Source organism: Kosmotoga olearia TBF 19.5.1 (assembly GCF_000023325.1).
In the GTDB taxonomy this organism is placed as follows: domain Bacteria; phylum Thermotogota; class Thermotogae; order Petrotogales; family Kosmotogaceae; genus Kosmotoga; species Kosmotoga olearia.
Genome location: NC_012785.1, coordinates 2,042,191 through 2,055,713 on the forward strand (window position 1 = coordinate 2,042,191; position 13,523 = coordinate 2,055,713).

General features: G+C 41.4%; 15 protein-coding genes. 1 reads left to right on the forward strand and 14 read right to left on the reverse strand.

Annotation, left to right across the window (positions count from 1 at the left end; genetic code table 11):
- Position 1: 1 nt before the first annotated feature.
- From gatC to KOLE_RS09725, 6 genes are read right to left on the reverse strand one after another with little or no spacing between them, the layout of a single operon-like run.
- Positions 2 to 292, reverse strand: a complete 291-nt coding sequence (gene gatC, locus KOLE_RS09700; RefSeq protein WP_015869244.1) for an Asp-tRNA(Asn)/Glu-tRNA(Gln) amidotransferase subunit GatC — start codon at positions 290 to 292, stop codon at positions 2 to 4.
- Between the two features lie 2 nt (positions 293 to 294).
- Complete coding sequence (gene galT, locus KOLE_RS09705; protein WP_015869245.1) at positions 295 to 1,305, reverse strand: galactose-1-phosphate uridylyltransferase; 1,011 nt, start codon at positions 1,303 to 1,305, stop codon at positions 295 to 297.
- Positions 1,298 to 2,725, reverse strand: coding sequence for a glycogen synthase (locus KOLE_RS09710; protein WP_015869246.1), 1,428 nt, complete (start codon positions 2,723 to 2,725; stop codon positions 1,298 to 1,300). The genes galT and KOLE_RS09710 overlap by 8 nt, the downstream gene beginning before the upstream one ends.
- The gene (locus tag KOLE_RS09715) at positions 2,725 to 3,354 is read right to left on the reverse strand and encodes an MBL fold metallo-hydrolase (protein WP_015869247.1); all 630 of its coding nucleotides are present in this window, start codon (positions 3,352 to 3,354) and stop codon (positions 2,725 to 2,727) included. The genes KOLE_RS09710 and KOLE_RS09715 overlap by 1 nt, the downstream gene beginning before the upstream one ends.
- Entirely contained in the window at positions 3,355 to 4,143 is a 789-nt protein-coding gene (locus KOLE_RS09720) for an undecaprenyl-diphosphate phosphatase (RefSeq protein ID WP_015869248.1), read from the reverse strand.
- Positions 4,136 to 4,747 (reverse strand): CBS domain-containing protein, encoded by a 612-nt coding sequence (locus tag KOLE_RS09725; RefSeq protein ID WP_015869249.1) that lies wholly within the window; start codon positions 4,745 to 4,747, stop codon positions 4,136 to 4,138. The genes KOLE_RS09720 and KOLE_RS09725 overlap by 8 nt, the downstream gene beginning before the upstream one ends.
- Before the next feature lie 91 nt (positions 4,748 to 4,838).
- Here KOLE_RS09725 and KOLE_RS09730 point away from each other — a divergent pair, with 91 nt between their 5' ends.
- A complete protein-coding gene (locus tag KOLE_RS09730) occupies positions 4,839 to 5,969 on the forward strand; it encodes a YfbR-like 5'-deoxynucleotidase (RefSeq protein WP_015869250.1) in 1,131 nt (376 codons plus the stop codon).
- Between the two features lie 17 nt (positions 5,970 to 5,986).
- Here the strand turns inward: KOLE_RS09730 and aspC are convergent, their stop codons facing one another.
- The 8 genes from aspC to lspA are packed head-to-tail and all read right to left on the reverse strand — an operon-like array spanning position 5,987 to position 13,475.
- On the reverse strand, positions 5,987 to 7,150 hold the full coding sequence (gene aspC / locus KOLE_RS09735; protein ID WP_015869251.1) for an aspartate aminotransferase: 1,164 nt from the start codon (positions 7,148 to 7,150) through the stop codon (positions 5,987 to 5,989).
- Between the two features lie 23 nt (positions 7,151 to 7,173).
- A complete protein-coding gene (locus KOLE_RS09740) occupies positions 7,174 to 7,806 on the reverse strand; it encodes a hypothetical protein (RefSeq protein WP_015869252.1) in 633 nt (210 codons plus the stop codon).
- Between the two features lie 20 nt (positions 7,807 to 7,826).
- On the reverse strand, positions 7,827 to 8,021 hold the full coding sequence (locus tag KOLE_RS09745; protein WP_015869253.1) for a hypothetical protein: 195 nt from the start codon (positions 8,019 to 8,021) through the stop codon (positions 7,827 to 7,829).
- A 3-nt stretch (positions 8,022 to 8,024) separates the two neighbouring features.
- Complete coding sequence (locus KOLE_RS09750; RefSeq protein ID WP_015869254.1) at positions 8,025 to 8,720, reverse strand: 2-phosphosulfolactate phosphatase; 696 nt, start codon at positions 8,718 to 8,720, stop codon at positions 8,025 to 8,027.
- 1 nt (position 8,721) lies between these two features.
- Positions 8,722 to 9,363 carry a histidine phosphatase family protein gene (locus KOLE_RS09755; protein WP_015869255.1) on the reverse strand — a complete coding sequence of 214 codons (642 nt, stop codon included), beginning with the start codon at positions 9,361 to 9,363 and terminating at the stop codon, positions 8,722 to 8,724.
- The gene (locus KOLE_RS09760; RefSeq protein ID WP_015869256.1) at positions 9,360 to 12,104 is read right to left on the reverse strand and encodes a DNA polymerase III subunit alpha; all 2,745 of its coding nucleotides are present in this window, start codon (positions 12,102 to 12,104) and stop codon (positions 9,360 to 9,362) included. The genes KOLE_RS09755 and KOLE_RS09760 overlap by 4 nt, the downstream gene beginning before the upstream one ends.
- Complete coding sequence (locus KOLE_RS09765; protein ID WP_015869257.1) at positions 12,101 to 13,036, reverse strand: RluA family pseudouridine synthase; 936 nt, start codon at positions 13,034 to 13,036, stop codon at positions 12,101 to 12,103. Before KOLE_RS09765 ends, KOLE_RS09760 begins: the two co-directional genes overlap by 4 nt.
- Positions 13,005 to 13,475 (reverse strand): signal peptidase II, encoded by a 471-nt coding sequence (gene lspA / locus KOLE_RS09770; protein ID WP_015869258.1) that lies wholly within the window; start codon positions 13,473 to 13,475, stop codon positions 13,005 to 13,007. Before lspA ends, KOLE_RS09765 begins: the two co-directional genes overlap by 32 nt.
- Positions 13,476 to 13,523: the final 48 nt, after the last annotated feature.

Below are 13,523 nucleotides of genomic sequence, written 5' to 3' on the forward strand. Positions count from 1 at the left end.
ATTAGTAGATTTTGGGTACCTTAAGGTATCGCCCTTCTTTTTTCGGGAAGAGCTCGATCAGGGAATCAATGTGTTCGAATTTTCTTGCTCTATCTTCCCGAGGAGTCATTGAGTTTTCTATAGGAGATACCATTTCTTCGATATCATCAACATTCACTTCATCGAGAGTCGACATATAGTTTAGGATCTTTTCCAGTTCTTCCATGAGTTTTTTTCGTTCCTCATCCGTTAGTTCAAGTTTTGCAAGATTTTCCAGGTGAGAAATCAGTTTTTTATCAACTTTGATCTTCATTTCTATTCCTCCTCGATGGAGACTTCTCGAAGGTATTTTGCCGCGTGTTCTGGCGGAACGGGATTTATATAGAATCCGGAACCCCATTCGAATCCGGCAACCCGGGTCAATCGTGGAACTATTTCAAGGTGCCAATGATAGTAATTCTTTCCTTCTATACCGGAAAATCCTGAGTGGAGCATAAAATTATAAGGCGGGTTGTCCAGAGCCTTATAGATTCTATAAAGCACTCTTTTTAGCATAGAAGCAAAGCTTTCAACTTCTTTTTCATCTATATCTCCAAAATTATATTGGTGTTTTTTGGGAAGTATCCAGGTTTCGAATGGAAATCTTGCTGCGAAGGGTTCAAAAGCCACAAAATCATCATTCTCTTCCACAAGACGGGTTCCTTCGAGCAGTTCTTGATTAACAATATCACAAAAAACACAGCGTTCCTTGAACCCGAAATAGTCGCGAGCTCCCTCCAGCTCCTCGACAACCCGTTTGGGAATTATCGGGGTTGCTATAAGTTGGCTATGAGGGTGCTGGAGAGAAGCTCCGGCTTCTTTACCGTGGTTTTTGAAGATCAAGACATAACGTATGCGAGGATCATTTTCAAGGGCCTTGAACCTTTCCAGGTATGCCCAGATAACTTCCTGAACCTGTTTTTCAGGCATTAACGCCATACTGGTATCGTGTTCTGGTGTTTCTATAATTACTTCGTGTGCACCAAATCCTCTCATGACATCATACATGCCGTGACCGAATTTTTCCGGTTTTAAGTTAGGATCGAGAGCCGGAAATTTATTTGAAACCACTCTCACCCACCATCCAGGTGAATCTTTTTCAGTGTTTGCGGGACGAAAAGCCATTATTTCCGGTGGAGTGGTGTGTTCGTTACCGTAATCAAAGGGGCAAAAAACGGATTCGGTTTTCTGATCCTGTTGTTTTTTAAAATCGTTTGGTCTTTTGGATCTTTCTGTTGCTATAATTACCCATCTTTTTATTATTGGATCTTTCCTGAGCTCAGGCATTCAAGATATCCCTCCCGGAATTCAACACATGTTTGTATAGTTTTATGTATTCTCTTGCGGATTTATCCCAGGAACAATCGGTATTCATTGCATTCAGCATCAGTTGGTTCCACAGGGTTTTGTTTTCGTAAATCTTGATAGCTTTTTCAACAGCCTCTAAGAGTTTGTCTGGGTTGTATTCCTCAAAACCAAATCCGTTTCCTTCGAGCGTTTCGGGGTTGAATTCTTTTACAGTGTCGCGAAGCCCACCGGTAAAGCGAACTACGGGAATCGTTCCGTATCTCATGGCGAACATCTGCCCCAGGCCACAGGGTTCATAGCGTGACGGCATCAAAAACATATCACTTCCAGCGTAGATCTTTTGAGCAAGATCTACATTGAAGGTAATGTTTGCAGAGACCTTTTCGGGGAACCTTTCACCCAGGGATTTGAACAGTCTTTCGTATCTTTCCTCACCTGTTCCCAATACAACGAATTGAAGATCGTTGCTTAGAATCTTTTCAGCAGCGGCTTCAATAAGATCGAATCCCTTTTGCTCGACCAATCTGGAGATCAAACCAATGACAGGAACATCGATTACGGGAAGCCCGAGTTCTTTCTGTAAGGCTATCTTGTTTTCTTTTTTCTTTTCCAGTGAATTTATATCAAAGTTCACGGGTATTCTCTTATCAGTGGCGGGATTGTATTCTGAATAATCGATCCCATTCAAAATACCGAATAACCTGTCGCTTAAGGCTCTCAAGGTTTCGTCCAATCCAGCACCATATTCCGGAGTTTGAATTTCTTTCGCATAAGTTGGACTAACTGTACTGATAGCGGTTGCGGTAACGATTCCGGTTTTCAGAAAATTAAAAGCACCGTTTTTTACAGCTTTCCCTTCTTGCCAGAGTTTTTCCGGCAAGCCGGTTTTGTAGAAATAACTTTTATCGAATTCTCCCTGATAACCAAGATTGTGGATGGTTAGCAGCGTTTTTGGTTTTCCGTTGTAAAATGCAGAGATGTAAGCTGGAATTAAAGCCGGTTGCCAGTCGTTAACATGCAACAGGTCAGGTTCCAGGGTTTCAGCGAATTTCACCACAGCATCGGAGAAAGCGATGGCTTGAAGTGCCAGATCTGTTCCTTCATAAACTTCGTCGGAATCTATAAGCTGGTCGTTTTTGAAAAGGAAAACAGGAACGCCGCTTCCAGGAAGAGGGGTTTTGTAAATTTCAAAACTGTATTTCTCCGGCAGGTGTTTTGTAGTTATTACAATTCCTGTGTTTTCTATATTGTCAGCTTTCACTTTTTTGTGGAAGGGCATAGCTATCTGTACACTTACACCTTCTTTTTCCAGATACTTAGGCAATGAGCCTGCAACATCAGCAAGTCCGCCAACTTTAGCTAAAGGATAGACCTCGTATGAAACGAACAGGATTTTCACTATCCATCACTCCTATTCTTGAATAAAGGAAAATCATGCGAGAAGACAACCACATCGGCTTTTTCAAATAACTCAAGCATTATCTTAGCGGCTTCATCTTTTCGCATGCCTTTTCGCATTTCGTGATAATGGAACTGTCTATCACAGATATCGCCAGTGAATAAGACGGTACCTGCATTATCAGTCTCAACAAGTAAAGAAACATGCTCTCTTGAGTGGTACGGTGTCTCAATGATCTCTATACAGTCCCAAAGTTTGCCAGATTCAAAGGTGGAAACCCTCTTCCAGCTTTTCATGACTTTATCGTACATCCTTCCGATTATCGTTCCAAAAGCGATGTATTTTCTTGTGGCGTAATTTTTGTGAAGGTGAACGGTGGCATTTGGGAAGAAAATCGAATTAAAAGCGTGATCGAGATGAAAATGTGTGAGTATTATGTCAGTAACCTCATCGGGAGACACTCCAAGTCTGTTTAGTGCGGTTTCAAGCTCTTTCAGAGAAGGATAACCACCTGGATCGACTATCACTGTTTTTTCATCATCGCGCAGCAATGCGGCAGAACTAGATGGTGCATCGATCTTACCGGGAACATAGACGGAACTCCCAGCAAACAGTAAATCGAAGCGCACCTAAATCCCTCCCGATATTGATAAAACAATCAACGAAACAATTATACAGTAAAAGGCAAAACCTCGCAGTTTCCCGTGTAGAACGAATTTTTTCAGAAGCCATAATCCTACAATGCCCGCAAAGAAAGCGGCAATGAATCCAGAGATTGCGTAGGGAGTTTCAGTTGATACCTTTGAAAGTTCAATAATTCCTGCCCCAAAGGTTACAGGCAGGCTCATAAGAAAAGAAAACCTTACAGAATCTTCTCTTGAAAGTCCAAAAAGAAGGGCTGCGAAAACGGTCATACCACTTCTGGATATTCCGGGAAGAATAGCAACTGCTTGAAAAAGACCTATCATCAATGCGGTGTAAATCGTTAAATCGAGGATCTTTTTGTTGCCGTTGAATCTGTCAGCTAATATAAGGAAAAAGGCAGTTACCAGAAGCATCAATGCCGGAAAGACGATACCAGAAAAAGCTTTGTCGATCTGACTTTCGAAACCTAATCCCACAACAACCGCCGGAAGTGTGGCAAACAACAGCAATGCGATCATTTTCCAGGCAGTACGTTGTTCATTTTTCTTGAATACACCACTGATTATTTTCCAGACATCTTTGTATGTGAAAAACAAAACAGCAAAAAAAGTGGCGAGATGTAGTAGTGCAAAAAAAGCTTTGAGAGTTTCCGTTTCTAAATTAAGATTCATCAGTTTTGAAATGACTGTAAGATGACCAGAAGAAGAAACGGGCAAAAACTCGGTGAGCCCTTGAACGATACCGAGGAATGTATATTTCCATAACTCAAGCACAGAATCCCTCCTCTTCTGTTACCGTTTCGAAGCTTATATTGTTGCTTTGAAGAACTTCAACTATCTCTTTCAAATTTGTTTCATCGGTTCGAATTATGACTCTTTTCTTAGATTCGCCTTCTGGAGAGGTAACTATGGACAAGATGTTGATCTCTTTTTCAGCCAGAACATCAACAACTTTTTTCAAAACCCCTGGTTTGTCGTCAAGGAGGAGGGAGATTCTTGATCCTTTTTGATCCATTGCAGTGAACTCCATTAAGGCTTCAAGAATATCGAAAACAGTGAGGACCCCCTTCAGTTTCATATCATGTGAAACAACTGGAATCACGAAATCGTGGCTCTCAATTAGCAGCAAGATAGCATCTTCGATGTAGTCTTCAGCGTAACAGTAATAAGCTGGTTCTTCAAGAAGTTCCTTTATTGGTTTTCCAGGGTCTTCATTCATTAGTTTACTGGCCCTGGTCATTCCCGCGAGTTTTCCTTCGTCATCGTGAGCAACAACGACGGCAACCTCGTAAGTTTCGCATTCTTCAAGAACTTTACCGACAGTATCCTTCTTGTTAAAGGTTGGGTATGCACGATTTATCCATTTCTTCACAAACATATTCTCGCCTCTTTTCCTTTATATTTCTTTGATATGATACAATAATCCAGTAGCGGGGTTCAAGGAAAAAACGGAAGGAAGGGTTAAAAACATGTATCAGTGGATAGTAAAACTATTAGAACTTTCGACCAACTTATTTACAATGTATCGCTGGAACAATCTACCAACGATAATGAGAACCAACGAGGCCCAGAATGCCTTCATTTCTGCTCAGTTCTCCCTTCTGATGTCAGAACTCGCCAACCTTGGCGGTGAAAAAATCAACGAACAAAACCTTTTAAAAAGGATTCTTTTAAAAGAACTTCCTAAATGTGTGCTCTCGGATATTTCTGTGGATACGAAAGTTCTTATAAAGGAATTTGCTCCAGAAAAATGGGACGCTGTTTTCAGCACCGCTGTTGAAGAGGTCGTTTCTATTTTACCAGAAAAAACAAAAAAAGATTTTTCAGAGACAATTCTGAACGCCAGGGACGAATCTCCTGAAGGCAGGATAATCACCGTGGCAGATTTGTTATCTGCAAAGCTCGAAGCGGAGATTCACTCGCGTTTCTTCCCTGAATTTTATGAAGAACCTTTGAGAAGGCTAAAAGAAACACTGAAAGAATTCAATGATTTCCAGCCGTATAAGGCATTGGTAAACAGTGACTGGTTCGAGAATTATAGACGTGCGTTGATTGTGTTACTGAGTGCTGTTAGGTGGAACAGGCTCAACAGAAACGTGAAAACAACCGTTGCGGGACATTCTTTCTATGTGGCAATTTCAGGTTTTCTGCTTGCTTACACGGAGAACCAGAACGGAAATTCGGTGGACCTGGTTGAGGTGGTTAAAAGGACGTTGTTTCATGATATTCCTGAAAGTGTTACCGGCGACATCATAACTCCAACGAAGAAAAAAGTTCCAGGATTTGAGGAAGTTATATCCAGGGTTGAGGAACATATGGTTAATCAAAGGATCTTTGATTCAATGGATTCTGAACTTGTGAAAAAACTAAAGCCCAGAATATTAGATCCTTTTGCTGGAAAAGAGGGAGAAATGGTAAGATCAGCGGATCTGCTGGCAGCCATTGTGGAATGCCTTATGGAAATTGAAACCGGAAACAACCAGCCTGCTTTCAGAAGTGCACTGAACTCCATGTTGGATCAATTGGCTAAATCAGAGTTCTCCAGCGTCAGATTTGTTTCTGAAGATTTTAAATGGGGCCTCAGATGGATGGGAAGATGAACAAATAGGTTTAATATTTATCTATCAGATTTTTTCAAAAAACCTTCGAACCTATCCAGCCCTTTTTTCAGTGTTTCAATTGAGCTCGCATAAGAAAGCCTTATAAATCCTTCGGCGTTGAAAGCGCTACCGGGGATCATTCCCACTTTGGCTTTCTCAAGAAGGGCAATAGCGAAGCTCAGGGAGTCCGGGTACGTTTCAGTCAAATAATCTCTTATGTCAATAAAAAAGTAAAATGCTCCTTTAGGATGAGAGAAGGGCACGCCTATTTTTTTCAACCGAGTTTCTACGTATTCCCTTCTCTTTATGAATTCTTCAAGCATTTCACTTATGTCGACCCCGAAAGCTTTTACAGCGGCATATTGAGTCATGGTATTCACATTGGAAGAAAGATGGCTCTGAATCTTAGCTATCTGTTTTGCGAGGGAGTGTGGAGCAGCCACATAACCAATCCTCCACCCAGTCATAGCATAGGCTTTTGAAAAAGCATTTATCACTGCTGCACGGTCTTTCATTCCTTCGATAGAAGCGATACTGAAGTGCTTTTCATCGAAGGAAAGTTTTTCGTATACTTCATCTGAAATGACGAATATATCCTGGGATTTTGCAAGATTCGCCAGTTCTGTAAGAAGACTCTCTGGATACATTGTTCCGGTCGGGTTGTTTGGAGAATTTATAATCATAGCCCTGGTGCGAGGCGAAATCGCTTTTTCTATGTCTTTGATTTTCGGCAAGAAATCATCTTCCATTTTTGTCCCTACAAAGATAGGAATTCCTCCGCACATTTTAACCTGTGCACCATAACTAACCCAGGCAGGAGCAAAGAGAATCACTTCGTCTCCCGGGTTCAGTATTGCTGAAAGTGTGTTGTAAAGAGCCTGTTTTCCACCGTTGGTTACAATAATTTCGTCTGGAGAATAATTCAGATGGTTTTCCACACGCAGTTTTTCAGAGATTTTTTCTCTCAAAAGAGGTATTCCAGAAGCGTTGGTGTATTTGGTTTTACCTTCTCGCATGGCTTCAACGGCAGCTTCTATTATAGGTTTAGGGGTTGGAAAATCTGGCTCGCCAGCCGTGAGCTTTACCACATCTTCACCCTTTGAAAGCATTTCGAGGGCTTTCTGATTGAATTCGAGGGTAACGGATGGTGAAACAGAGGTAATGGAGTTTGAAAATTTCAATCTTGGCACCTCCAGGTTTTGAGCTACATTCTATTCAATGTATCCAATATAACAAGGACAACGTCATTGAAGCTATCCTTCCTGAAGAGCCTTGCTCCTGCTTCTTTTCTGCGTCTGCCTTTGATTATCGCGGAGCAGACAACAAGAAGAATGTCGTTGAGACCATATTGAATGCGTTCGATAACCTCAACCCTGAAGCTGGGAATTGACTCTCTTATCGCTGCCACGGTGGCTTCCACCGCTGCTATGTACTTTTCATCGTCATCTATATCTACAATAGAACTTCCAGTTAGTACCTTTCCATCATCATCCACAGTCACGGTTATCGTAAGTTTTCTTCGATTTGTCTCTATTCTTACTGAAATCAAATTGAACCTTGCGGAAGGAATTACATCGGTACTCTCATAATGGGAGGCAAGACCCTCATCCTCATCTGCTGCTATTTGTGCAACACTAACTATCTTTCTGTCAATTCTAATTCCAGAAGCAGCATAAATAGCCGTTTCAACATCTCTAACGAGCTGTTTTGCAGGCTTCTTAATATCCGCCAGAATGTGAATTTCTTTTGGTTCTCCGTCGCTGTCTATAAGCACCTTTGCTCCTCTGACACCTGGAAGCTTTGATACGATTTCCTCCAACGCGATCTTTCTTTCCATAGTCTAACCCCCTTAGACCGTCATAATATAAATGCTATCAGAAAAGAAATACCAGCAAATATACCAGCGATTGCCAAAAATCTAAATCCTTTTTTGTCATAGCTCTTCGGCTTTTTGCCTTTTCTCATACTTCGCGTTCCTAGCTCAAAATATATAAGGCTGATCAGGAAGGCAACAATAGCCGCAATAAAAAAAGCAGCGGAAACTGCGCGCAATTTCTATTCTCCTTTCGTTAGTGCCCCATCAACCAGAGTTGGTAAAACATTAAACACATTAATTTTAGCACAAAAGGCAACGTCTTTTTCAAATCCAATAGAAACCAATCTGGTACCATGGGAAGAATCCTGAGACAGTACTTGTTCTATTCTTTCAGAGTTCCTAAGGTAAAGGTTTAATGCGATTTTAGCGGCATCTGTGAGTTCCGAAACATGAGAGACCTCGTTGACAATGTATCCTGCACAAAGAGTGTCTTCGAGTGAAGGATGACCATCGGATCCTGCGCAGATAAGTTGCGTGTCTTCACCTAGTTCCAGTATTTTATTTACCACTATTCCTGCATTTAGAAATGAGGCTGTAAAGAGTCTTTCTGATTGCATACTTTTTTTGATAGCAGTTGTACCGTTTGAGGTAGTCAGTATTAACTCGCTACCCTTCTTTAGTTTTAGAAACTCCAGCGGTGAATTCCCAAAGTCAAAGCCCTTTATTTTAACGCTGTTTCTTTCGCCAGCCAGGTAAGCCTTTGGATGAAGTTTCTTAAATACCGCAGCTTCTGAAAGATCGCCAGCGATGTATATTTTTTCAACTCCTGACGCTAGAGCAACAGCAATACTGCTGGTTGCCCTTAAAACGTCGATGACTACCGCAACAGGCGCGGTGATTTCTTCGTATGGTATAAAATGAACGTGAAGCTTCATGTTACCTGTTTTCGATGGCTTTTTTAGTATCCACTTCGAGGTGGAAATAGTAGTTGAGGGTATCAACTACCCAGCCAAAGCGCGAATCGTAATCTAATATGGTAACAGAACAATTCCAGAGATTGAATTTTCTGTGTTGTTGGATAGGTATGTTAAGAACCCTGCAGAGAAGCAGCCTTATCCACAATGCATGAGAAACGATGATTATATTGCTTTCGTCAGACAAAGAAGAAGTAATTGTCTTGAAAGCCCGAACAGCTCTTTTCTGTACCTGATTTAGCGATTCTGTGTCCGGGATCTCAGCATCAGGATTTGTTCGCCATTCCTGAAATTCTTTACCATATTTTTCAAGTATCTCTTCAATCTTCAGTCCGCTCCAGAGATCCATTCTACATTCTCTCAGTTCCTTCATTTTTATAGGGGGTTTTCCGAAGCGTTCACCAATTATCTCCGCGGTTTCTGCTGCTCTGGAAAGATCGCTGGAATATATGGCTTCTATCGATTCAACCTTGTCTGCCAGAAAATTTGCTGTCAGGGTGGCGTCTCTTATACCGATAGCGCTTAGAGGAACGTCAGAGCTTCCCTGCCATTTCCCGGTAAGATTCCATTCTGTTGAGCCATGTCTGACTATGTAAACTCTCATGATTCACCTCCAATGACTATTTCATCAACTTCAAAATCTCTGGTTTTCATACCATGTAGTTTTATTTTTTTGCCTGTGTCAATGATGAGTGTGTTTTTTTCGGATGCTTTTTCAAGATGGTCTATAGGTACCGGTCCGTTTATTATCCTCGTTACTGTATGTATTTCACTAAAAATCGATTTTTCTCCAAAATGTCCCTTTTTGAAAACCACGAAGCCTTTTTCTGGAACGCGAAATTTTACTGGAAGAAGGGTTCGCCCATCGGTTATGAATTTTTTTCCGCTAGCATTTATCGCAACGAAAGCAGCAATTCCTGTGCAAGAGCCAGCAACCAAGGAAGTCAATGTTCCGTCAACGAAATCTTTGTTTTTTTCATCAAGTTCTACCTCAAATTCCGTAAGGTTGAATCCGAAGGTTTCAAATTCCATGGCAGCTTTTTCAACCAGTGACTCCATTTCTTCAGTTATTTCTTCCTCCTTGTACCCAAAGACTTTCAGAACGGATTTCAGGTCAGGATCAACGCCGGAAAGGGCATTGTTTATGTCTTTGAGCAGCTTGATCCTGCTTCCGTATTGATCAAAGAATCCTGTTTTTATTAAGAATTCGAGATCAGCGGCAGTGAGATAATTACGATTTTTTCGTACGTAAGCAAAGAAGTTTTCCTCCTTGGGTGGTTTGGAGGTATCTATCTTTGTTAGAGATGGTCTGAAATCACCCGGTACAAGGATTATGTTGTTTCTATTTCCAGGGTTAAAAATTGAGAACTTGAGTCCCAATTCCCGGGCCTCTGCCGCCGCACGTAGTCGAGAACCACTATCCATCAACGGGATCAGAAGTTTGTAGAAGAGTACGGGATTATTTGCCTTATGATAAGCGATCCAATAGGATAACAATGAATAAGCGATGCTATGGGACTTGTTGAAGCTGTATCCAGAGAAATCCCTCAGAAACTCAAGATATTTGCTTATTTTTTCAGAATTTTCCGGACTTCTTTCTTGAACAACTTCAGCGAGCTTTTCAATGGTTTCGGTATCTTTTTTAGATAACGCTCTACGAAGAAGTTCACCTTCTTCTGGTTTGAGCTTCAGTTCAGAAATGGCCAGTCTTATTACCTGCTCCTGGAATATGAGCAATCCCAATGTATCTTCCAGAGAAGCAATGTGCTCTCCGGCTGTGTAATTTCCAATTGCCTTCAAGAAACGTCTTCGTCTTATGTATTCTCTTGTTATCCCGGAGGATATAGGGCCGGGTCTGTTCAGGGCAATTCCAATTGCGAGGTCCTCGAGGTTTTCAGGAGAAATCTTTTTTATTATTGCTGTTGCTTCATTACCTTCAATCTGGAAGATTCCCGTGGTGTAACCCCGGGAAAGAATGGCGAAACTTTTTCTGTTATCGGGATTTTTGTTCCATGGTTCTTTTCCTTCGCATAATTTTCTTAAGAGGGAAAGATTTCTCAATCCCAGTAAATCAACCTTTTGAAATCCCAGATATTCGAGGGATTTCATGTCCCATTGCGATATGTATATTTCATCGCTTTTCCTGAGGGGAATGATGGTTCTCAGATCTTCTTCTGAAAGTATTATCCCGGCTGCATGTACCGAAAGAGTGCTATAAAGTCCTGATAGCTGGTTTGCGAATTTGAAGATTGAAGTCATGCGTTTATCTTTTGACAGAGAAGATGGCAGAAATTTTCCATTTCTGCTCCAGGAGATAAGGTTGCGAATTTCCGATTCGGAGACTTTCATCTTTCTTGCGAGGGCTCTTGCGGCGGACCTGAAAGAAAAGGTCCCCATGGTTTGTATAAGGCAGACCTTTTCACTGGAGAAATGTTCAGTGATTTTATGAATCAACTCTGGCCTTTTTTCATCTTCAACATCGAGGTCTATATCGGGGAAATCTTCCCTTGCTGGATTCAAGAACCTTTCAAAGTAAAGATCGTATTTCAGAGGATCTACAGCCGTGATTCCAAGGGCTCTAACGAGTAATGAACCAACGGCAGAACCTCTTCCGGGCCCTACCCAGCACCCGATACTTTTTGCCAGCTTGACTATTTCAGCAATAAGAAGAAAATAATCCTGAAATCCTTTGTCCTGAACTATTTTGAGTTCCTTATCAAGTCTTTCGAGATATTTCTTATCTGTTATTCCAGCCTCTTTAAGGCCTTCAATGGCAAGTGCCCTTAGTTCTTCTATTGTGGTGTGAACTGGAATTTTATGTTTGAATCTGGGTAATTCAAAAGGTTCTTTTAGTGCCGATTCTAGAACGCCGATATTCGGTTGGATGATTTTTTTGTATTCTTCTTCGGTTAGAAGATGGTAATCCGCTTCGGGGATATTTTTTTCTCCAAGTGAAATATATATTTTAAAGAGGTTTTTTTGCCTGGGATCCACATACCTGCTTTCCCATACAGGAATCTCCGAAGTCTCATCCAGATTCTTGGGTACTCCCTCGATGACCACCACATCTTCTGGAGAATCTGTCAGTTCATTTTCCAGAGCTATTAGTTGTAAGAAACCTTGAGACGACGTCGGGATGTAATACCTGGTTTCCTTTTTTAGTCCAGGAATAACATTAATCCCCTGTTCTTTGAGCATTCTGAACCAGAGAATCGATGAGGATAGGGAGGAATCTATGAGTATACAAGTATCGTATCCTTCTTTTTTGAGAGCAAATGCCGTTTCTTTAGGATTCAGAATAGAAGCGTAAAGCTCATGAGAGGTGACAACAAAAGCGACCCTCATAATTGTTTTCTCCTTAACTCAAAAAGGTTTCTGATGACCTTTAGCATATCTTCTGGAACGCGTGCGACAAAGGTCATTTTTTCCCCTGTCCGGGGATGGTGGATAGATATCTGCAAGGCATGGAGCATGTGCCTTTCTGCCCCAAGTATAATATCGTCTTTGTGTCTTCCATACAATTTATCACCGAGTAAAGGATGGCCTATTTCTTTAAAATGCACCCTGATCTGATGTGTTCTTCCTGTTTTGGGCTTTGCAAGAACCAGAGAGGCTATATTTCCGAAATAGGTGATCGTTTTGAAGAGCGTGTGAGATTCCTTGCCTGTGGCTGAAACAGTCATTTTTAATCGGTTAACTGGATGACGTGCTAGAGAGAAGTTTATTTCTCCCTGAAGGGGTGTTTTTCCTCTGGCTATTGCGAGGTAATATTTTTCTGTCGTTCGTGCTTTGAACTGTTGTACAAGAGAATTATGTGCTCGGTCGTTTTTTGCAACAACTATAACCCCGCTCGTTTCCTTATCCAATCTGTGAACAATACCTGGTCTCATAATTCCGCCAATACCCTGTAAATCATTACAATAATTCAAAAGAGCGTTGACGAGTGTTCCAGAGGTTTTATTGTGAACGGGGTGCACTATCATATCCGGAGGTTTGTTTACGACAATGATGTCGTGATCTTCGTAGATTATATTTAGAGGGATGTTTTCGGGTTCCACAGTACCGGGTTCAACTTTTTCTGGAAATGTATAAGTCACGATGTCGCCGCTTTTCACACGATAACTGGCCTTTTTTTTCTCCCCGTTTACTAGAACTCCTCCATCTTTTATATGTCGTTGAATTGCGGTACGTGAAACCCATTGAGGAGCCTTTTCAGAGAGAAATTTATCCAGTCGCCATCCGTCTTCACGATTGGTTACAATCTGTTCTTCTGGCACTGTGTTCCCTCCGATAGTATAGGAACAAAAGAAGAATTGTTCCAAGAACGATAGACGTATCGGCCACATTAAAAACAGGCCAGTACGGGAGTTCTATAAAATCAACAACATAACCAAGTCTCAGGCGATCTATCAGGTTTCCAAGAGCACCACCAATGATCATCCCGAAGAAAAATTGCTCTATTTTCGAAAGTCTGTTTTTGAAAATAACCCCGAATATGAGAAGACCAATGATAATTGTGGTAGAAATTGAGGCAATAAGGATCCCCTCTACTCCGCTGAACATTCCAAAAGCGACACCCCTGTTGTGAACGTAACGGAATCCGAGAATTTTTCCCAGAATGTCTATACGCTGGAAATAATTCATGCTGTTTTCCACAATACGTTTTGATAGCTGGTCCAATATGACCACCAGAACGATTCCAAAAGAAGAAAGCAACTGTATCACCTCGGGAAAGTCATTTGAAGACTCAAAGCCGCCTCTTTA

Coding starts and splice junctions, on each gene's coding strand:
- KOLE_RS09750 (WP_015869254.1), bottom strand. CDS start 8,720: ATGAAGCTTCACGTTCATTTTATACCATACGAAGAAATCACCGCGCCT.
- gatC (WP_015869244.1), bottom strand. CDS start 292: ATGAAGATCAAAGTTGATAAAAAACTGATTTCTCACCTGGAAAATCTT.
- KOLE_RS09725 (WP_015869249.1), bottom strand. CDS start 4,747: ATGTTTGTGAAGAAATGGATAAATCGTGCATACCCAACCTTTAACAAG.
- KOLE_RS09740 (WP_015869252.1), bottom strand. CDS start 7,806: ATGGAAAGAAAGATCGCGTTGGAGGAAATCGTATCAAAGCTTCCAGGT.
- galT (WP_015869245.1), bottom strand. CDS start 1,305: ATGCCTGAGCTCAGGAAAGATCCAATAATAAAAAGATGGGTAATTATA.
- KOLE_RS09755 (WP_015869255.1), bottom strand. CDS start 9,363: ATGAGAGTTTACATAGTCAGACATGGCTCAACAGAATGGAATCTTACC.
- KOLE_RS09730 (WP_015869250.1), top strand. CDS start 4,839: ATGTATCAGTGGATAGTAAAACTATTAGAACTTTCGACCAACTTATTT.
- KOLE_RS09760 (WP_015869256.1), bottom strand. CDS start 12,104: ATGAGGGTCGCTTTTGTTGTCACCTCTCATGAGCTTTACGCTTCTATT.